Source organism: Rathayibacter sp. PhB1, from assembly GCF_004362935.1.
Taxonomy (GTDB): domain Bacteria; phylum Actinomycetota; class Actinomycetes; order Actinomycetales; family Microbacteriaceae; genus Rathayibacter; species Rathayibacter festucae.
The window spans coordinates 352,388-371,678 of sequence record NZ_SNYD01000001.1 but is presented as its reverse complement, the minus strand read 5'-3'; the positions used below and the strand labels follow the sequence as shown (position 1 = coordinate 371,678).

Genomic DNA, 19,291 nt, shown 5'->3' with positions numbered 1-19,291 from the left:
TCGCGGGGCTGTCAGCGGGCGATGCCGCGCCGGCGGAGAAGCACGACCGCCGTCACGACCGCGGCCGCGAGCGCGACGAGGACCGCGACGCCCAGCGGCGAGCCGGCCGCGGCGCCGATCACCGCCCAGAGCACGGCGAAGCCGACCGTCGCGTAGATCAGCGCCCAGGCCGCGCAGCCCGGCAGCATCGCGAGGAGGTAGACGCCGAAGCGCATCCGGGCCGCCCCGGCCGCCGCGTTGATCATCGTCTGGAGTCCGACGGTGAGGAAGCTCACGGTGACCGCGGGAGCGCCGTAGCGACCGAGCAGTGCCGACGCGCGCTTCAGCGCCGGCGACTCCAGCCACCGCCCCCACCGCCGCGAGGCCGCCCCGGTGACGACCGCCCGCGCGACCCAGTACGTCGCCTGCGCCCGCACCAGCACGATGACGAACAGCGCCGCGAGCAGCTCCACGAACCCCAGCTCGTCGAGGAAGGCGGGCATGCGGCGCCTCCCTCTCCTCGCTCGACAGAAGGCAAGGCTACCCTTCCCTCCCCCGCGCCTCCTGCCGGTCGAGCAGCGCGCAGCGCGTATCGAGACCCGCCGTCATCAAGCGCGGACCCGCCGTGATCCCGCGGGTGCCCGGCCAGGCTCCGACCCCGCCCCTAGGCTCGACGCATGGACAACATCGATCGGAAGATCCTCGATCTGCTGCGCCAGAACGCCCGCGCGGGCTACGGCGACATCGGCGGTGTCGTGGGGCTGTCCGCGTCCGCCGTGAAGCGCCGCGTCGACCGGCTGGTGGCCGACGGTGTCATCCGCGGCTTCACGATCAAGGTCGACCCCGCCGTCGACGGCATGGCCACCGAGGCCTACGTCGAGCTGTTCTGCCGCGGCACCGTCGCCCCCGACGAGCTGCGCCGCATCCTCTCGGCCGTCCCCGAGGTCGTCGATGCCGGCACGGTCACCGGCTCGGCCGACGCGATCGTGCACATCCGCTCGCGCGACATCCCGAGCCTCGAGCTCGCGCTCGAGAAGGTGCGCATCGCGCCGAACGTCGACCACACCCGCTCCGCGATCGTGCTCTCCCGCCTGATCCAGCGCGGCGAGGCGTAGCGGGAGCGCTCCCGCCTCAGTGCGAGCGGCCCGCGACCACGTCGGCGAGCGTCGCGAGCGGTGACGTCGTCGCTCGACCCCTCGCCTCCGCCGCGTCGGCCAGGCCGTAGGCGCGGTAGAGCGACGTGACCGCGAGCCAGCGCAGCGGCTCCGGCTCCCACGGCCGCACCCGGTGGCCCACCCACGGCAGCGCGGTGAGCGGCGTGCTCTCGCCGAGCACGAGGTCGCGGAGCGTGCGCCCGGCGAGATTGGTCGCCGTGACGCCGGTGCCGACGAAGCCGCCCGCCCAGCCGAGGCCGGTGGCGCGATCGAGCCCGACGGTCGCGTGCCAGTCGCGGGGCACGCCGAGCACGCCCGACCAGACGTGCTCGATGCCGACGCCGCGCAGCACCGGGAAGAACCGCTCGAGGATCTCGCGCAGCCGGCCGACCGTGCGCGGATCGGTCGCCCCGTCCCGGTCGATCCGGGAGCCGAAGCGGTAGGGCACGCCCCGCCCGCCGATCGCGATGCGGTCGTCGGCCGTCCGCTGCGCGTACAGGTAGGCGTGCGCCGCATCGCCGAGGGTCTCGCGACCGGCCCAGCCGATCTCGTCCCAGACCTCGGGCGCGAGCGGCTCGGTCGCGATCAGCGACGAGTTCATCGGCAGCCACTCGCGGTGGTGCCCGGAGAGCCCGGCGGTGAAGCCCTCGGTCGCGCGCAGGACGATCGGCGCGCGGACGACCCCGCGGGGTGTGACGGCCGCGCCGGGCCGGATCTCCTCCACCCGGGTGTCCTCGAAGATCCGCACGCCGAGCGCCTCGACCGTGCGGGCGAGCCCGGCCGCGAGCTTCGCGGGGTGCAGCCGCGCGCAGTGCGGGTGCCAGAGGCCGGCCGACGCACCGCTGACCGCGATCCGCGCGGTCGTCTCCCGCGCGTCGAGCAGCTCGACATCGGTGTGGGCGCGGGCGCGGGCCGCCGCCGCGGTGGCCAGGAGCCGGGCCCGCTGCGCCTCGCCGCGCGCCACCTGGAACTCGCCGCCCTTGACGATGTCGGCGTCGATCCCCTCGGCGGCCGCGGCCGCGATCACCTCGTCGACCGTCTCGTTCATCGCGAGCTGGAAGCGGTCGACCACCTCGCTCCCGTGCGTCCGGGCGTACGAGGCGACGCCGCCGGTGATCTCGTTGGTCAGCCAGCCGCCGTTGCGGCCCGAGGCGCCGAAGCCGGCGAAGCGCTGCTCGAGGATCGCGATCCGCAGCGACGGGTCGGCCTTCGCGAGCGAGTACGCCGTCCACAGACCGGTGTAGCCGGCGCCGACGATGCAGACGTCGACGTCGAGCGGACCGGGCAGCGCGGCCCGGGGCGTGGAACGACCGAGGGAGGCCCACCAGAACGACACGTCGCCGTTGATCACAGTGGGCCTCCCCCGGTCTCGCGGATCTCAGCGGGCGAGAGTCCCGCGAAGGATCAGAGTCCCGAGCTCGGGAACGTCTGCATCATCTCCGAGAACAGCGCCGCGGTCCAGCCGATCGCGATGATGAAGGAGACCGCCACCACGCCGAGGAAGATCCACAGCGGGAGCAGGCCGCCGCCGGTCACGCGCTTCACGACGACGCTGCGCCCGATCACGTAGACGTAGGGAGCGGCGAGGAACGCCCAGGCCCAGTGGAACGGGCGCTGCACACCGGCCTTCTTCAGCTGCCGGTAGTCGAGGAACGCGAAGACGACCTCGGCCGCGTAGATCAGGAAGCCGACGACCTGGACGGCCCCGAGCCCGACGAGGTAGGCGGTCGACATCCCCATCGAGGCGCGCGGACCGTAGGTCGACGAGACCGCCGAGTCGGCGATGGCCCCCGGGGAGAGCAGGAAGATCGACAGCGCCGACAGCAGCGGCAGGAGCACGACGACCCAGATCCACGGGGTGCTGGTGACGATGCTCGGGTCGCGCGGCTGCGGCGCGGGGCGGCCGGCGTAGGCCGGCTGCTGGCCGGGCTGCTGGCCGTACTGCTGCGGGTACTGCTGGCTGTACTCCTGCGGCGGCTGCTGGCCGTACTGGGGCTGCTGGCTGTACGGCTGCTGCTGAGCGTACGGCTGCTGCGGCGTCTGCTCGCCGTACCGCGGCTGCTGCGGGATCTCGCGCTCGGGCGCGGACTGACCGGACGCCGACTGACCGTAGCTCGTGGCCTGGCCGCTCGAGGTCTCGCCGTAGGCGGGGCCGGAGACGGGCGGCACGATCGGCGGCTGCGGCGCCGCCGGAGGCTGCGGGGCGCTCTGCGCGGCGGGAGGGGTCGGGGCGGCGGGAGCCGCGGCGGGAGCGTCGCGCAGCGAGTCGGTCCAGCCCTGGCCGTCCCACCAGCGCTGGCGCGGCGAGCCCGCGGGATCCGGGTACCAGCCGGCGCGCGGTCCGGAGGCCGAGGCAGCGCCCCGCTCCTGCTCGCCGTTCCGGTCGTCGCCGTGCTCGTTGCCGCCCTGGTCGTCCGTCATCGCGTCCTCCGCTCCCCTTCGGGCGCTCTGCCCGCCATCGGAGACGAGCGTATCGCCGCGATCCCCGGTCGCACCTGGGCGCGGCCTTGCCACGACCTCTGCCGCGCCTGAGCGGACGCCGTGCGCCCGCCTCCGCCAGGATGGACGGATGCCGCACCTCCTCCGCGCCCGCGCCCTGCTCTTCGACATGGACGGCACCCTCGTCGACTCCACCGCGATCGTGGAGACGATCTGGCGCTCCTTCGCCGAGCGCTTCGCCCTCGACCCCGCCGTCGTCCTGGGCGCCGTGCACGGGGTCCGCGCGGAGGACAGCGTCCGCCGCTTCGCCCCCGCGGGCAGCGACGTCGCGGGGATCGTCGACGAGCTGAACGCCTACGAGCTCGAGCACACCGAGGGCACGGTCGAGATCCCCGGCGCCGTCGCCTTCCTCGCCGCGCTCCCCCGCGACCGCGTCGCGCTGGTCACCTCGGCGAGCCCCGCGCTGGCCGCCGGTCGCCTCGCCGCCGCCGGCGTGCCCTCCCCCGCGGCCGTCGTCACCGCCGACGACGTCGTGCACGGCAAGCCCGCCCCCGACGGCTACCTCGCCGCCGCCGGACTCCTCGGGGTCGACCCGGCCGACGCGGTCGTCTTCGAGGACGCCGAGGCCGGGATCCTCGCGGGACTCGCCGCCGGCATGCGCGTCGTCGTCGTCGGCGCGCACGAGTCCGAGACCACCCGCGGGCTCCCGCGGATCCCGCACTACGCCGACGCGGGCGTCGAGCGCGACGGCGACGAGCTGGTGCTCACCCTGCCCTGAGCCGGCACGCGCCTCCGGCGCTCAGTACCGGATCGCGTCGATCACCTTCACCCGGACCGCCACGATCGCGGGCACGAGCCCGGCCAGCGCGCCCACGAGCGTCGCCGCCCCGAGCCCCAGCAGCGCCGCCTCGACCGGGAACGGCGGGATGTCGCTGATCCCGTTCTCCTTGACGAGCGCCACCGTCCACGGATTCGTCACCAGGATCACCGCGATCGTCACGCCGACCACGCCCGCGACGACCGTCGCGACGACGCTCTCCATCATGATCGAGAAGAAGATCCGCCCCGAGGAGGCGCCGAAGCTGCGCCGGATGCCGATCTCGCGGATCCGCTGCCGCACGGTGACGAGCGCGATGTTGAGCAGCCCGAGCGCGCCGAGCGCCAGCACGAGGCCGGCGACACCGCCGATCACCCAGGTGAGCACCGCGAACGGGTCGGAGTCGTAGCTGAGGTAGTCCTGCCGGTAGACGTCCGCCTCGAAGCCCGGGCCGAGCGCCGCGGTGACGTCGCGCTTGACGGCCTCGATCAGCGGGTCCGCGATCTCGAGCGGCACCCACATCTCGTAGTTCGGCAGCTGCGGCCCGCCGAACGCGGGGTCCGCCTCGGGCGCGACGGCCGAGTAGGCGTCGACGAGCATCATCGCGCTCGGAGAGGTGTCGTACTGGTTCGAGGGCGTCACCCCGATCACGACCGCGGTCGTGTCGTGCTCCCCGCCGAGGAGGGTCGCGGTCGGGTGCGTCCGCAGGTCCGGGCGCCCGAGGCGGTCCCAGAAGACCTCGTTGATGACCAGCGCGGGAGCGAGCCGCCGCTCGTCGCCCTCGACGAACCAGCTGCCGCTCGTCAGCTCCACCCGGTGCATCTCCGCGTAGGGCTGGTCGACCGCGGTGATCCCGACGTCGACCGCCCCATCGGTGAACTGGACGCGGGTGCCGCCGTAGGTCGTGCGGCTCGCGTAGTCGATGCGGTAGCGCTCGAGCACCTTCTCCCAGGCGTTCTGCATCACGACCGGGTCGACGACGCCCTCGGGGCCGGTCGTGTAGGCGCTGATGTACAGGCTCGCGGGCCGGCCGCCGCTGCGCTCCGAGACCTCGATGTTCGCCTGCCGGGCGATCCCGCCCGCGGCGACGACACCGGTGAGCGCCGCGACGGCCACCGCCACGCCGATCAGCGAGAGCAGCACGCGGCCGCGGTGGATCCGCAGCTCGGTCCACGCCTCGACGATCGCGCCGACGACGCCGGTGAGGCCGCCCATCAGTGCCGCCCCGAGCTCGTCGCGGGGGCGCCGGTCGCGGACGTCGAGGCACTGAGCCTGCCGTGGTCGAGCCGGTAGTGCCGCTCGGCGCGCGCCGCGATGGCCGGGTCGTGGGTGATGGTGACCAGGGCCGAGCCGGACTCCTGGGCGATCTCGTCGAGCAGGCTCATCACGCTCTCGCCGGTGTCGGTGTCGAGCGCGCCGGTCGGCTCGTCCGCGAGGATCAGCCGCGGACGGCGCACCAGCGCCCGCGCGATGGCGATCCGCTGCTGCTCGCCGCCGGACATCCGGCCGGGCATCGAGTCGACCCGGTGCCCCAGCCCGACCCGCTCCAGCATCTCGGCGGCCAGCGACGCCCGCCGCCAGAACTCGGTGCCGGTCGCGTAGAGCAGCGGCGTCATCACGTTCTCGCGGGCGGTGCGGCCCTCGAGCAGATTGAACTGCTGGAAGATGAAGCCGATGCTGCCGCCGCGGATCCGTGCGCGGGCCCGCGAGGAGAGCGTCTCGGTGGGCTCGCCCTCGAGCAGCATCCGCCCCTCGGTCGGCTCGTCGATCAGGCCGAGGATGTTCAGGAGCGTCGACTTGCCGGAGCCGCTGCGGCCGACGACCGAGACGTGGTCGCCCTCGCCGACCTCCAGGTCGACGCCGTCGAGGATCGTCAGCGGGGGCGCGTCGGGCAGGGGGACGACCTTGCGGATCCCCTCGAGCCGCAGGATCGTGCGCTTGCCGTCGGTCACGAGCCCGTCCGTCACGAGCAGTACACCGAGCCGTCGGCGTTCTGCATGCAGTTCCCCTCGAGCTGCTCGCCCTCGCCGGCGGCGGCCCCCGGCACGAACTGCAGGATCTCGGCGCCCTCGTCCACGCCGCCGGTGACCTCGATGCTGATCCCGTCGGTGAGGCCGAGGGTGACCGGGACCTCCTCGGTCGAGCCGTCCTCGGCGAGGCGGTAGACGACGCCCGACTCGGCGGTGCCCTCGACGGCGGTGGTCGGCACGACGAGCACGTTCTCGGCGAGGCCGCCCGCGAGGGTGACGGTGGCGGCGAGGCCGGGGAACACGGTCACCTCGCCGGGGACCTGGCAGCGGAAGCTGGTGCCGGAGCCGCCGGTCGCGCCCGTGCCGCCGGTCTCACCCGCGGGCGTCTCGCCCTCGCCGGCGAGCGGGGTGGTGATGGTGAGCCCGGTGCAGGTGAAGGCGGCCGGCCCGCCGGTGACGGCGATCTGCGCCTCGGTCGGCCGGTTCTGGATCCGGTAGAGCTGCTCGGCGTCGATCGAGCCGGTGACGGCGTAGGTCGGCGGGGCGACCTGGCCGGTGACCTCGCCGACCGCGACGGCCTGGTCGTGGATGACGCCGAGGGCGCTGAGCACGCCGGCGGCCGGCGCGTAGACGCGCTCGAAGCGGACGGAGGGCGGCGGCTGGGTGACGGTGACCAGGCCGTCCGCGCCGGTGGTCTCGACGGGATCGCGCACGGTCTCGACGCGGATGTCGTAGATCAGGTCGCCCGAGGCGACGGTGGCGCCCTGGGTGATGTAGACGTCGTCGACGGTGCCGACGGCGGTCGCCTTGACCGGCACGGCCGGGTCGGCGGCGACGGTGCCCTGGAGCGTGAGGTCGTTGGTGACGGTGCCGCGGCCGACGACGACGGTCGGCTCGGTCAGCTCACCGGTGGGGACGGTGGGATCGGCCTCGGCGGACCCGTCCGGGAAGAACGCGATCTTGACCAGCGCGACCGCGACGGCCCCGATGACCACCAGCCAGAGGATCGGGAACACCCATCGCCGAACCGCACCCATGTCTGTCCCCCGACTCCGGCGCCCGTGCGCCCTGCGGCGCTCCCCCGTGGCGCGCCGATCGGCAGCCTACCGACCGCGTGACGCACCGCGCGTCAGCCGCTGTGACTACTCCGGGGGCGGACGCCCCACCCCTCCGCCTCATGCTGATCGAGTAGCCCGCGCAGCGGGCGTATCGAGATCCACCGGCGTCAGAAGTCGAGTCTGCAGACCCGCCCTGCTGAGGACGGCGGGTCTCGATACGCCCCTCCGGGGCTACTCGACCAGCAATGGTGCGCGTCAGGCGCCGAGCTTCGCGACGACCGCGGTGACGCGGCGGGCGCGAGTCTCGGCGGCCTTGGCACCCTCGACGGCGGTGACGTGGGCCTTCCGCGCACTAGGCGAGAGGGCGTCGAAGGCGGCGGTGGCCCCGGACGCGTTCAGCGCGGCGGCGAGGTCCTCCGGCACGGCGACCGTGCGCGGGGCGGAGTCGAGCTCGAGGTCGACCTCGATCGCGTCCCCGCCGGCCAGACCCGACGCGGCGCGCTTCTCCGACGAGAAGGAGATCAGCGCACGGCCGCCCATCGCGCCGACCGTGCCCTGGAAGGCGTAGCCGTTGACGACGACGCTCACCGCGGGCCGCTTGCCGCCGCCGAGGGCGTCGAGCACCTCGTGCGGCACCTCGATGCCGGTGTTGGTGCCCGTCTGGAAGAGCGTCGTCGTGTAGCGCACGGGACGAGGATGGCACGCGGCCGTTCCACTCGCCAGACGCCCTCGCCCGCCGCGGGCTCAGCAGTCGCGGTCGGCCGGGTCCTCGCCGTCCTACCGGCCGGGATCGCCGAGGGCCGAGCGCACGGCGTCGACGGTCATCCGGCCCTCTGGATCGAGGCGGGTGAGCATCCGGGTCATGATGTCGGCGAGCTGCGGGATCTGCTCGGCGTCGAGCGGGTCGATGACGTCGGCGAGCACCGTCGCGACGTGACCCGGGGCGGTGTCGACGATCTTCTGCAGCCCGGCATCCGTGAGCACCGCGTTGGTCGCGCGCCCGTCGGTCGGGCACGGCCGGCGCTCCAGGTAGCCGCGGGCGACGAGCCGGGTGACGACGTGCGAGAGCCGCGGGAGGGTGGCGTTCGTGCGGGCCGCGAGCGTCGTCATCCGCAGGGCCCGCTCGGGCGCCTCCGACAGCATCGCGAGGGTCATGTACTCGAAGTGCGTCAGCCCCGCGTCGCGCTGCAGCTGGGTGTCGAGCGCGCCGGGCAGCAGCTCGACCACCGCGACGAACCGCAGCCACGCCGCCAGCTGCTCCTGCGTGAGCCAGCGCGTGCCGTCGGCACCCGCCGCTCCCCCGTCATCCATCCCCCCACCCTACCGCTTTGTTGCCGCGACAAGTAAGCAAGCGAGAAGGACTGTGCGACGTCCCGCCTCCGAGATCGGCGCCCACTCTCAAGGTGATCCGCGGATTCGCGTGCCAGCGAATCCACGAAGCCGAACGCACCCCGCTCCGCGAAACGCGCCCACCCCACGAGCCGACCGCGCCGAGCCGCACAGGGGGCGGCTCGGAAAACAACTCAGACGACGTCGTCGGACAGGTCGATCGGCGCCCCGAAGCGGTGGTTGGTGATCGAGATCGACTGCTCCCGGAGGAAGGGCAGCAGCTCCACGCGGCCGGCCGGAGTGACGGGGTCGGCGTAGATGGCGACGTCGGGCGAGCCGCCGAGCGCCTCGGCGAGCGCCGTCGACAGCGGCACCCGCGAGCCGTCCGCGCGCACGAGCGGGACGGGCTTGCCGGTGCTGCCGCGGGTCATCCCGCTGACCACGTCGGTGAAGGAGCGGGTGGAGTCGCGGACGCTCTGCAGCGCCTCGATCGAGGAGTCCGGGCCGAGCGACGGCGCGGTGCCGCCCTGGGGTCCGCCGAACTCGTCGACCCGGTCCGAGACGATGTCGCCGACGATCCGGATCCGCGACGCGGTGATCCGGCCGGCCGCGGCGCGGGCGAGCCACTGCGCGTCCGACTCGACGACCACCTTCGGGGCCAGGCCCGCCATCTCGAGCAGCTCGTCGCCGGCGAGCATCCCGGCGACCTTGGGCGGCAGCGGGATCGACGTCGACACGTCCAGGCGCGCTCGCACGAGCAGCGCGGCGGCGATGACGCGGAGGAGCTCGCCGAGGTCGCCGCCGTCGGCCAGCCGCACGGCGACCGGCACCCGGAGGTAGCGGAACAGGTTGCGCTCCACGCCGACCTTCGAGATGTCGGTGACGACGCCGAACTCGGTCGCCCAGGCCAGCTGGTCCGAGAGCGCGGAGCGGCGCAGCAGGTCGAACTGCTCGAACTGCAGCGAGGACTGCGCGGCCTCGATGAACTGCCGGGCGCGGTCGTCGAGGCCCCGGAGGTGCAGGGTCGTCGACGGGCGGGCCGGCGAGGGCTTCCACGAGCCGAGCCCGATCAGGTGGTTCGGGCCGCCGGCCTTCGCGCCGCCGCCGACCGAGGAGCGCTTCCAGCCGCCGAACGGCTGGCGGCGGACGATCGCCCCGGTGATGCCGCGGTTCACGTAGAGGTTGCCGGCCTCGACCGAGTCGAGCCAGAGCGCGAGCTCGTCCGAGTGCAGCGAGTGCAGCCCGGCGGTGAGGCCGTAGTCCGTGGCGTTCTGCAGGCGGATCGCGTCCTCGAGGGTCGCCGCGTGCATGATGCCGAGCACCGGGCCGAAGAACTCGGTCAGGTGGGCGTAGCTGTCCTCGGTCACGCCCTCGCGCACGCCCGGCGACCACAGCCGGCCGGTGTCGTCGAGGCGCTTCGGCTCGACGAGCCAGGACTCCCCCGCACCGAGCGTCGTCAGCGCGTGCGCGAGCTTGCCGGTCGGCTTCTCGATCAGCGGCCCCATCGCGGCGGCCGGGTCGCTCGGCCAGCCGACCCGGAGGGAGGTCACGGCGTCGACCAGCTGCGCGCGGAACCGCTTCGAGCGGGCGACCGAGCCGACGAGGATCACGAGCGAGGCGGCCGAGCACTTCTGCCCGGCGTGCCCGAAGGCGCTCCGCACGATGTCGGCGACGGCGAGGTCGTAGTCCGCGTGCGGAGTGACGACGATCGCGTTCTTGCCGCTGGTCTCGGCGAGCAGCGGCAGGTCGGGGCGCCAGGAGCGGAAGAGCTTCGCGGTCTCGTAGGAGCCGGTGAGCAGCACCCGGTCGACCAGCGGGTCGGTGATCAGGGCGCGGCCGAGCGTCTCCTCGTCGAGGTCGACGAGCGCGACGAGGTCCTGCGGGATCCCGGCGTCCCAGAGCGCCTCCACGAGCACCGCGGCCGAGCGCCGGGCCTGCGGGGCCGGCTTGACGACGACGCCGGAGCCCGCGGCGAGCGCCGCGAGGATCGACCCGGCCGGGATCGCGACCGGGAAGTTCCACGGCGGCGCGACCACGGTGACCCGCTCGGGCACGAAGGTGGCGCCGCCGACGGCGTCCAGCTCGCGGGCGCGGGTGGCGTAGTAGTGCGCGAAGTCGATCGCCTCGGACACCTCGGGGTCGGCCTCGGCGACCGTCTTGCCGGTCTCGGAGGCCATCACCTCGATCAACCGGTCGCGGTTGGCCGCAAGGGCGAGCCCCGCGCGGTCGAGGATCGCGGCGCGGTCGTAGCCGAGGCGCTCGCCCCAGCGCTCCGCCCGGAGCGCGACCCGGCGCAGCAGCTCCTGCAGCTCCGCCGCGTCGGTGATCCGGGCGCGGTCGGCCGCGAGGGTGCCGATGGTCGATCGCGCGATGCGGTCGGTGATCAGCCGGGCCCAGCGGCGGTTGCCCGGCAGTGCCGGGTCGGTGTCGGGCTCGTTGCGGAAGGCGCTGGTCGCCGCGGTCGCCCCGGAGCCGCGGCGCAGCCCCAGCACCGCCTCGGTGAGACCCTCGGCGGCCGGGTCCTGCACACGGGCGCCGGCGCCGGCGTGCTCGCGCACGAGACGGACACCGGAGCCGGACGACCACTCGCGCAGCCGGTCCTGGGTGCGGTTCGGGGTCGGCACCGAGGCGTCGAGCGCCTCGAGCGAGGCGCGGAAGCGGCCGAGCTCGCGCTGCAGCACGCTCTCGTCCTCGAGCTCGAAGACGGCCGAGAGGAAGTTCTCCGGGCTGGAGTTCTCCTCCAGGCGGCGGATCAGGTACGAGATCGCGACGTCGAACTCGCGCGGGTGCACGACCGGCGTGTAGAGCAGGAGCCGGCCGACGTCCTCGCGGACGGCGCGCGCCTGACCGGTCGCCATCCCGAGCAGCATCTCGATGTCGACCGCGTCGGCGACGCCGCGCTCGTTCGCGGTGATCCAGGCCCAGGCGATGTCGAAGAGGTTGTGACCGGCCACGCCGATCCGGACCGCGTCCGTCCGCTCGGGCCGCAGCGCGTAGTCGAGGAGCCGCTTGTAGTTCGTGTCGGCCTCGGCCTTGCTGCCCACCGTCGCGAGCGGCCAGTCGTGGATCGCGGCGTCCACCCGCTCCATCGCGAGGTTCGCGCCCTTGACGACGCGGACCTTGATCGGCGCGCCGCCGAGCCGCCGGCGCTCGGTCGCCCACTCCGTCAGCGACACCAGCACGCCGAGGGCGTCGGGGAGGTACGCCTGCAGGACGATCCCTGCCTCGAGCTGCTGCATGCCCGGCTGCTCGAGGAGACGGCGGAACACCGCGACGGTGAGGTCGAGGTCCTTGTACTCCTCCATGTCGAGGTTGATGAACTTCGGCTCCGGGCTCGCCGCGGCGAACTGGTAGAGCGGGGTCAGCCGCTGCACGACACGGTCGACGGCCTCGTCGAACGCCCACATCGAGAGCTGGCTGGCGATGCTGGAGACCTTGATGCTCACGTAGTCGACGTCGTCGCGCTCGAGCAGCCGCCGGGTGCCCTCGAGGCGCCGGTCGGCCTCGCGCTCGCCCAGCACGGCCTCGCCGAGCAGGTTGAGGTTGAGGCGGTCGCCGCCCTCGCGCAGCCGGCGGATCGCCGAGCCGAGCCGGGCGTCGGAGGCGTCGACGACGAGGTGGCCCACCATCCTGCGCAGCACCTGGCGGGCCGCCGGGACGACGACCCACGGCAGCACCGGGCCGACCGCGCCGCCGGTCGCGACCGCGGCGCGCAGGTAGGAGGGGAGGAACGCGGGGGTCTTCGCGGTCAGCGCGGCGAGGTTCTCGGCCGCGACCACCGGGTCCTCCGGGCGGGCGACGCCGTCGACGAAGCCGACCGTGAAGTCGAGGCCGTTCGGATCCTGCAGGACGCCGGCGAGGCGCTGCGCCGCGGGGTCGACCGGGAACGCCCGGCTGCGCACCAGCCAGCGGCGCACCAGCGCCTCGACGCGGGACAGGATCGGCGCCTCGACGTCGAACTCGGGCTTCTGCCGGGGCAGCCGCAGCGCCATGCCGGTCTGGTACTGACCGGTGTCGCTCAGGGCGTGGCGGTCGATCTTCTCGTCGTGCTCGGCCGGCTCGGTCGTCTCGGTCGGCTCGTCCGGCTCGTCCGTCGGGCCCTGCGGGTCGATCGTCTCGTCCTGCTCCGGGTCGTTCCCGGGCACGGCTGAGGGCGTCGACTTCTCCATCCCCCGAGGCTATGCCCGAGGCGGCGCGACGGCCGGTCGTGTCGCCCCGTCTGTGGACACTCGACGGAGAACTGCCGCTGTGGACGACACCCGTGCAGGGGCGATGGACGCGAGCCCGGCGGAGGAGCACCATGGGGCGCACCCGACACTCCCGCTCCCGATCGGAGACCCCGATGGATCCGCTGCCCATCCCCCGCGCCGCGATGATCGCGGCGCAGGCCCTGATCGACAGCTCCGCGTCCTACGACGGCGAGGCGACCGGCACCGTCAACCGCGCCGTCCTCGAGCGCGCGCTGAGCCCGATCGAGAACGGCGTGCTGGACGAGGACGGCGTCGTCGTCCCCACCTCCTCCGACGTCGCCGGCGCCGCGGTGATCTGCCTCACCTGGCTGACCGGCCGCCTCGTCGAGGCGAGCGGCCGCTCCAGCGAGGAGATCCTCTTCTCCCTCCGCGAGTTCGTCACCGAGGCGCTGCGCAGCGACGAGGGCTGACGCCAGACTGGGAATCATGGCCCGACGCGACAGGCACCGCACCCGAGACCTCTCCGAGCGCAGCGGCACCGCGCCCGGCCCGTTGCGCTCCGACACCCCCGCCGCGGTCGATCCCTCGGTCGACGTCGTGATCGTCGGCGCCGGTCACAACGGCCTGGTCGCGGCGGCCTACCTCGCCCAGGCTGGACTCGACGTCCTCGTCCTCGAGCGAGGGGCGCGCGCGGGCGGCGCGACCGTCTCGGAGTACCCGTTCCGCGGCGTCGAGGCGCGGCTCAGCCGCTACTCCTACCTCGTCAGCCTGCTGCCGCCGTCGATCCTCGCCGATCTGCGGGTCGACGTGCCGCTCGTGCGCCGCCGCTACTCCTCCTACACGCCCGACCCCGCCGATCCGACGCGCGGGCTGCTCGTCGACACCGGCGACGCCCTGGCCACCGCGGACTCCTTCGCGCGGATGGGCACCCCGGAGGACGCCGAGACGTTCGCCGACTTCTCCCGGCACACCTCGCGGCTGGCGCGCGCGCTCTGGCCGACCCTCACGCAGCCGCTGCTGCGCCGGGAGGAGGCGCGGCGGCTCGTCGGCGAGGACGCGATCTGGCGGGCGATGATCGAGCGGCCGATCGGCGAGGTGATCGAGCGGAACATCGCCGGCGACGCGGCCCGGGGCGTCCTGCTCACCGACGCGCTGATCGGCACCTTCGCCGGTGCCGGCGACGCCGACCTCGCGCAGAACCGCTGCCTGCTCTACCACGTGATCGGCGGCGGGACCGGTGACTGGGACGTCCCGGTCGGCGGCATGGGCAGCGTCTCGGGCGCGCTGGAGCGGGCGGCCCGGAACGCCGGCGCCCGGATCCTCACCGGCGCCGAGGTGACCGGCGTCGACCCGGCCGGCGACGTCGTCTACCGCCGCGGACCGCGGACCCGCCGCGTGCGGGCGCGGTTCGTGCTCTCGAACGTCGCCCCGTTCGTCCTCGACCGGCTGCTGGGCGGCGGCGGCGAGGCCGTGCGCCCCGAGGGAGCGCGCCCGGAGGCCGTGCGTCCCGAGGGCGCCCAGGTGAAGGTGAACCTGGTGCTGCGCCGCCTGCCGCGCCTCCGCGACGAGAGCGTCGCCCCGGAGGCGGCCTTCGGCGGCACCTTCCACGTCAACGAGGGCTACCGCCAGCTCGACGACGCCCACCGCGCGGCGGAGCAGGGGCGCCTCCCCTCGCCGATCCCCTGCGAGATCTACTGCCACTCGCTGACCGACCCGACGATCCTCTCGCCGGAGCTCGCCGCGAGCGGCGCGCACACGCTCACCGTCTTCGCCCTGCACGTCCCCGACCGGCTGCTGACCGGCGACGCCGCTCCGACGCGCGAGCAGCTCGAGACCGCTGTCCTCGACTCGATCGACTCCGTGCTCGCCGAGCCGATCCGCGACCTGCTGCTCCTGGACGCCGACGGGAACCCCTGCATCGAGACCCGGACGACCCGGGACCTGGAGGAGAGCCTCGGCCTGCCCGGCGGCCACATCTTCCACGGACCGCTGTCCTGGCCGTTCGCGGAGGACGACGAGCCGCTGGACACCCCGGCCCAGCGCTGGGGCGTGGCCACCGAGCACCCGCGGGTGCTGCTCTGCGGCGCGGGCGCGCGCCGGGGCGGCGGGGTCTCCGGGATCGGCGGCCACAACGCGGCGATGGCGGTGCTGGAGGCGCTCGGCGCCTGAGACCGGGACCGCCTCAGAGCACTCGGCGGATCAGTGCCAGCGGTGGTCCTGGATCGTCATCCGCGGGCCGTGCCGCGGCTTGCGGGCGCCGCTCGTCCCGATCAGGCGGATGATCCGCTGCCGGTGCCCGCGCCACGGCTCGAGCAGCTCGAGCATCCCGTCGTCGTCGACCCCGAGGCGCCCGGTCAGCGCGAAGCCGACCGCCGCAGCCAGGTGGTAGTCGCCCACGCTCACCGCGTCCGGGTCGCCGTGGGCCCGCATCATCACCTCGGACGCCGTCCACGGCCCGATGCCGGGCACCGACTGCAGCCGCTGCGCGACGACCTCGCCGCCGCGGCCGAGCGCCAGCGTGCGCTCGAGCCCCTTCGCCACCAGCGCCGCCGTCAGGACGGTGCGCGAGCGCCGCGGATCGACGCCCGCCCGGTGCCAGTCCCAGGACGGGACGCGGCGCCACTGCTCGGCCGACGGCGCCACGTGCAGCGCCACCGGACCGGGAGCCGGCTCGCCGTGCAGCCGGACCAGCGCGCGGTAGGCGCGCCACGCCTCCGTGCTGGTGACCTTCTGCTCCAGGATCGACGGCGCCAGCATCTCGAAGACGAGGTTGGCCCGGGTCAGCCGCAGCCCCGCCGAGCGGCGCAGCACCTCGGCCAGCGGACCGTGTGCGGAGAGATCGAGCGCGCTCCAGTCGTCGCCGTGGCCGAGCAGCTCGGGCACATGATCGATCAGCCACTCCGCGCCCTCGCCCCAGGCCCGCGCGTGCACGGCACCATCGGCCGCCTGCCGCAGGTGCAGCGTGCCGGGGCCGAGCGGCGTGCGGAACGCGCGCCAGAAGCCGGTCGCGTCGATCAGCATCGTCGGGTCGCCCGAGCCGCGCAGCAGCGTGCGGAGCGTGAGCGCGAGGCTCACCGGCACGGCCGGCGCGTAGACCGTGGCCAGGAACGGCACGGGAGCGGAGAGCGCGGACGACACGCTGCGATGCTAGCCGCGGCCGCCGACACCCGCCGGGACCGGTCGATCCCCGCCTTGATCAGGCCTCCCGCAGAACTGCCATCCACGACGTGTTCGGAGCGGCACCCCGCCCGGATTGGTTCAACCGGGAAGAACACATGCGCAATCTGGATCCCCCGATTCCGCTAGGCAGTACCCCGATCCCGGGCGTAGTTTCGCGCTGTCGCGGCACAGTCCGTCAGCCCGGCCAACCGCCTATCACTGGAGATGCGCACATGTTCGACACCACATTCATCCGCAACGCGATCGTCAGGAGCTCGGAGACGGCTCTCGACCGTCGCCGCTTCTTCGAGGCCACCGGCGTCGCCGGACTCGGCATCGGAGCGGCGGCCCTGGCCTCCGCCCCCGCCGCCTCGGCCGAAGAGGTCGCCGCTGAGGGCCCCGGCGACGCCGCCGTCCTCAACTTCGCGCTCAACCTCGAGTACCTCGAGGCCGAGTTCTACCTCCGCGCCGTCACCGGCTCCGGCCTCGCGAGCAGCGACACCGGCGGCACCGGCAAGCTCGGCGGCGTCAAGGGCGGCCGCGCCGTCCCCTTCAAGACCCCGTGGCTGAAGTCCTTCGCCCGCGAGGTCGCCAACGACGAGAAGGCGCACGTCAAGTTCCTCCGCGGCCAGCTCGGTGCTGCCGCTGTCGCCCGCCCCTCGATCAACCTCGAGGCCAGCTTCAACGCCGCGGCCGCCGCGGCCGGCCTCATCCCCGCGGGCGGCACGTTCGACCCGTTCCTCAACGAGCAGAACTTCCTGCTCGGCGCCTTCGTCTTCGAGGACGTCGGAGTCACCGCCTACAAGGGCGCTGCCCCCCTCATCCAGTCGAAGCTCTACCTGGAGGCGGCCGCCGGCATCCTCGCGGTCGAGGCGTACCACGCCGGTGCCATCCGCTCGGCGATCTACGGCGCCGGACTCGACGTGCAGGCGGGCAAGCTGTCCGACGCGCGCGACAGCCTCGACGGCCCCACCGACGACGACCAGGGCGTCAAGGTCGACGGGCAGGCCAACATCCAGCCCACCGACGCCAACGGCATCGCCTTCAGCCGCAACCCCGGCCAGGTCCTGAACGTCGTCTACCTGAACAGCAAGGCCGCGACCTCCGGTGGATTCTTCCCCGCCGGCGTCAACGGCGTCGTCAACACCAGCCAGGCCAACTAGTCACTGACACTCTCTAGTCCCTGAACGAAGAAGGGCCCTTCCTCGAGGCGGCGAGGAGGGGCCCTTCGTCGTTCCCGGCCGGAGCGGGCGACCCGACCCCGTGCCCGCGTCCTCTACTCTGAGCGGGTGAAGATCGGGATCCTGACCTCCGGGGGCGACTGCCCCGGGCTGAACGCCGTCATCCGCGGTGCCGTGTACAAGGGCATCAAGGTGTACGACCAAGAATTCGTGGGCTTCCGCAACGGGTGGCGCGGAGTGGTCGACGGCGACCTCCTCCCCCTCGGGCGGCCCGAGATCCAGGGCATCGCCAAGCAGGGCGGCACGATCCTCGGCACGAGCCGGACGAACCCCTTCGAGGGCGACAACGGCGGCCCCGAGAAGATCGCCGAGATGATGGACCGCAACGGCATCGACTCGATCATCGCGATCGGCGGCGAGGGCACCCTGGCCGCGGCGAAGCGCCTCACCGACGCGGGCCTCAAGATCGTCGGCGTCCCCAAGACGATCGACAACGACCTCGGCGCCACCGACTACACCTTCGGCTTCGACACCGCCGTCGGCATCGCGACCGACGCGATGGACCGCCTGCGCACCACCGGCGACTCGCACGGCCGCTGCATGGTCGCCGAGGTCATGGGCCGCCACGTCGGCTGGATCGCCCTGCACTCCGGCATGGCGGCCGGCGCGCACGTCATCCTCATCCCCGAGCGGAAGACCTCGATCGAGCAGATCGTCGAGTGGGTGCAGAGCGCCCAGGACCGCGGCCGCGCCCCGCTCGTCGTCGTCGCCGAGGGCTTCTCCCTCGACTCGATGGACGACGCGCACTCCGAGCGCGGCCTCGACGCCTTCGGCCGCCCGCGCCTGGGCGGCATCGGCGAGATGCTCGCCCCGATGATCGAGGACCGCACCGGCATCGAGACCCGCGCCACCACACTCGGCCACATCCAGCGCGGCGGCACCCCCAGCGCCTTCGACCGCGTGCTGGCCACCCGCCTCGGCATGGCCGCGGCCGACTCCGTCGTCGCCGAGCACTGGGGCCGCATGGTCGCCCTGCGCGGCACCGACATCTACCACGTCGACTTCGCCGAGGCCCTCGGCACCCTGAAGACGGTGCCCGACTCCCGCTACGAGGAGGCGCGCACCCTCTTCGGGTAGCGCGCTGCATGCTGGTCGAGCAGCCGCGCAGCGGCGTATCGAGACCCGCCGTCATCAGCAGGGCGGGTCTGCAGACCTCGCTCCTGACGGCGGTGGATCTCGATACGCCCGCTCCGCGGGCTGCTCGATCAGCATGGAGGGGACGCCTCGCTCACGCGGGCGGCGCGCCTTCCCTGCTGGTCGAGCAGCCGCGCAGCGGCGTATCGAGACCCACGGTCGTCTCATGCTGGTCGAGTAGCCGCGGAGCGGCGTATCGAGACCCGCCGTCGTCTCCTGCTGGTCGAGCAGCCGCGCAGCGGCGTATCGAGACCCGGGCCGGTCAGCCCTTCGCGCCGTCCGGCGTCGCCGTCGCGACGAGCACCGCGCGCGCGAGCGTGTGGAAGTGCACGTTGAAGCCGAGGATCGCCGGGGTCGACTCCGGGTCGAGCTCGAGCTCCTCGACGTCGAGCGCGTGCACGACGAAGAAGTAGCGGTGCTCGCGGTCCGGCGGCGCCGCACCGATGAACTGGCGCAGCCGCATCTCGTTGGGCAGGGTCTGCGCGCCCGAGGGCAGCAGCTCGAAGCCGGCCGCGCCTGCGCCGGTCGGCAGCTCGGTGGTGTCGGCCGGCAGGTTGTAGACCGCCCAGTGCCAGAAGCCCGAGCCGGTCGGCGCGTCCGGGTCGAACACGGTCACCGCGAAGCTCTTGGTCTCGGCGGGTGCTCCCGACCAGCGCAGCTGCGGCGAGACGTCCTCGCCGCCCGAGCCCTCGCCGTAGTGGCGCGGGGCGAGCGCTGCGCCTTCGCTGATGTCGTCGCTCTCGAGGGTGAAGGTCGGCACCTCGCCGAGGCGGGCGTAGGGGTCGTAGTTCCAGTCGGACATCCGGTTCTCCGTTCGGGCG

17 protein-coding genes are annotated in these 19,291 nt (G+C 73.7%); 6 read left to right on the top strand and 11 right to left on the bottom strand.

The window, feature by feature from the left end; all coding sequences use genetic code 11:
* Positions 1–11: 11 nt before the first annotated feature.
* Positions 12–482 carry a VTT domain-containing protein gene (locus EDF17_RS01775; RefSeq protein ID WP_123444895.1) on the bottom strand — a complete coding sequence of 157 codons (471 nt, stop codon included), beginning with the start codon at positions 480–482 and terminating at the stop codon, positions 12–14.
* Between the two features lie 174 nt (positions 483–656).
* Between EDF17_RS01775 and EDF17_RS01770 the strand changes: the two genes are divergently transcribed.
* The gene (locus EDF17_RS01770) at positions 657–1,094 is read left to right on the top strand and encodes an Lrp/AsnC family transcriptional regulator (RefSeq protein WP_055786568.1); all 438 of its coding nucleotides are present in this window, start codon (positions 657–659) and stop codon (positions 1,092–1,094) included.
* Positions 1,095–1,110: 16 nt separating this feature from the next.
* Here the strand turns inward: EDF17_RS01770 and EDF17_RS01765 are convergent, their stop codons facing one another.
* Positions 1,111–2,484: an FAD-binding oxidoreductase gene (locus EDF17_RS01765; RefSeq protein WP_123444894.1), complete on the bottom strand. Its 1,374-nt coding sequence runs from the start codon at positions 2,482–2,484 to the stop codon at positions 1,111–1,113.
* Between the two features lie 53 nt (positions 2,485–2,537).
* A complete protein-coding gene (locus EDF17_RS01760) occupies positions 2,538–3,554 on the bottom strand; it encodes a DUF2510 domain-containing protein (protein WP_166649574.1) in 1,017 nt (338 codons plus the stop codon).
* Between the two features lie 148 nt (positions 3,555–3,702).
* On the opposite strand from EDF17_RS01760, the gene EDF17_RS01755 reads away from it, so the two are divergent.
* Positions 3,703–4,350: an HAD-IA family hydrolase gene (locus EDF17_RS01755; RefSeq protein WP_123444892.1), complete on the top strand. Its 648-nt coding sequence runs from the start codon at positions 3,703–3,705 to the stop codon at positions 4,348–4,350.
* 21 nt (positions 4,351–4,371) lie between these two features.
* Here the strand turns inward: EDF17_RS01755 and EDF17_RS01750 are convergent, their stop codons facing one another.
* From EDF17_RS01750 to EDF17_RS01725, 6 genes are all read right to left on the bottom strand, one after another.
* Entirely contained in the window at positions 4,372–5,604 is a 1,233-nt protein-coding gene (locus EDF17_RS01750; RefSeq protein ID WP_123444891.1) for an ABC transporter permease, read from the bottom strand.
* A complete protein-coding gene (locus EDF17_RS01745; protein WP_243732763.1) occupies positions 5,604–6,356 on the bottom strand; it encodes an ABC transporter ATP-binding protein in 753 nt (250 codons plus the stop codon). Before EDF17_RS01745 ends, EDF17_RS01750 begins: the two co-directional genes overlap by 1 nt.
* Entirely contained in the window at positions 6,353–7,375 is a 1,023-nt protein-coding gene (locus tag EDF17_RS01740) for an efflux RND transporter periplasmic adaptor subunit (protein ID WP_123444890.1), read from the bottom strand. The genes EDF17_RS01745 and EDF17_RS01740 overlap by 4 nt, the downstream gene beginning before the upstream one ends.
* A gap of 297 nt (positions 7,376–7,672) precedes the next feature.
* Positions 7,673–8,104, bottom strand: a complete 432-nt coding sequence (locus tag EDF17_RS01735; protein WP_123444889.1) for a YdeI/OmpD-associated family protein — start codon at positions 8,102–8,104, stop codon at positions 7,673–7,675.
* Positions 8,105–8,194: 90 nt separating this feature from the next.
* A complete protein-coding gene (locus EDF17_RS01730) occupies positions 8,195–8,728 on the bottom strand; it encodes a MarR family transcriptional regulator (protein ID WP_123444888.1) in 534 nt (177 codons plus the stop codon).
* A 212-nt stretch (positions 8,729–8,940) separates the two neighbouring features.
* Positions 8,941–12,915: a bifunctional proline dehydrogenase/L-glutamate gamma-semialdehyde dehydrogenase gene (locus EDF17_RS01725; RefSeq protein WP_243732762.1), complete on the bottom strand. Its 3,975-nt coding sequence runs from the start codon at positions 12,913–12,915 to the stop codon at positions 8,941–8,943.
* Between the two features lie 173 nt (positions 12,916–13,088).
* Between EDF17_RS01725 and EDF17_RS01720 the strand changes: the two genes are divergently transcribed.
* Positions 13,089–13,406 carry a hypothetical protein gene (locus EDF17_RS01720; RefSeq protein ID WP_123444887.1) on the top strand — a complete coding sequence of 106 codons (318 nt, stop codon included), beginning with the start codon at positions 13,089–13,091 and terminating at the stop codon, positions 13,404–13,406.
* 16 nt (positions 13,407–13,422) lie between these two features.
* Positions 13,423–15,105 (top strand): NAD(P)/FAD-dependent oxidoreductase, encoded by a 1,683-nt coding sequence (locus EDF17_RS01715; protein ID WP_166649573.1) that lies wholly within the window; start codon positions 13,423–13,425, stop codon positions 15,103–15,105.
* Between the two features lie 30 nt (positions 15,106–15,135).
* Here the strand turns inward: EDF17_RS01715 and EDF17_RS01710 are convergent, their stop codons facing one another.
* Positions 15,136–16,074, bottom strand: a complete 939-nt coding sequence (locus EDF17_RS01710) for a DNA-3-methyladenine glycosylase (RefSeq protein ID WP_123444886.1) — start codon at positions 16,072–16,074, stop codon at positions 15,136–15,138.
* Positions 16,075–16,328: 254 nt separating this feature from the next.
* On the opposite strand from EDF17_RS01710, the gene EDF17_RS01705 reads away from it, so the two are divergent.
* Both EDF17_RS01705 and EDF17_RS01700 read left to right on the top strand, forming a co-directional pair.
* The gene (locus tag EDF17_RS01705; RefSeq protein WP_123444885.1) at positions 16,329–17,258 is read left to right on the top strand and encodes a ferritin-like domain-containing protein; all 930 of its coding nucleotides are present in this window, start codon (positions 16,329–16,331) and stop codon (positions 17,256–17,258) included.
* 126 nt (positions 17,259–17,384) lie between these two features.
* Complete coding sequence (locus tag EDF17_RS01700) at positions 17,385–18,413, top strand: 6-phosphofructokinase (protein WP_123444884.1); 1,029 nt, start codon at positions 17,385–17,387, stop codon at positions 18,411–18,413.
* 319 nt (positions 18,414–18,732) lie between these two features.
* On the opposite strand, the gene EDF17_RS01695 is transcribed toward EDF17_RS01700, so the two are convergent.
* Complete coding sequence (locus tag EDF17_RS01695; protein WP_123444883.1) at positions 18,733–19,272, bottom strand: YbhB/YbcL family Raf kinase inhibitor-like protein; 540 nt, start codon at positions 19,270–19,272, stop codon at positions 18,733–18,735.
* Positions 19,273–19,291: the final 19 nt, after the last annotated feature.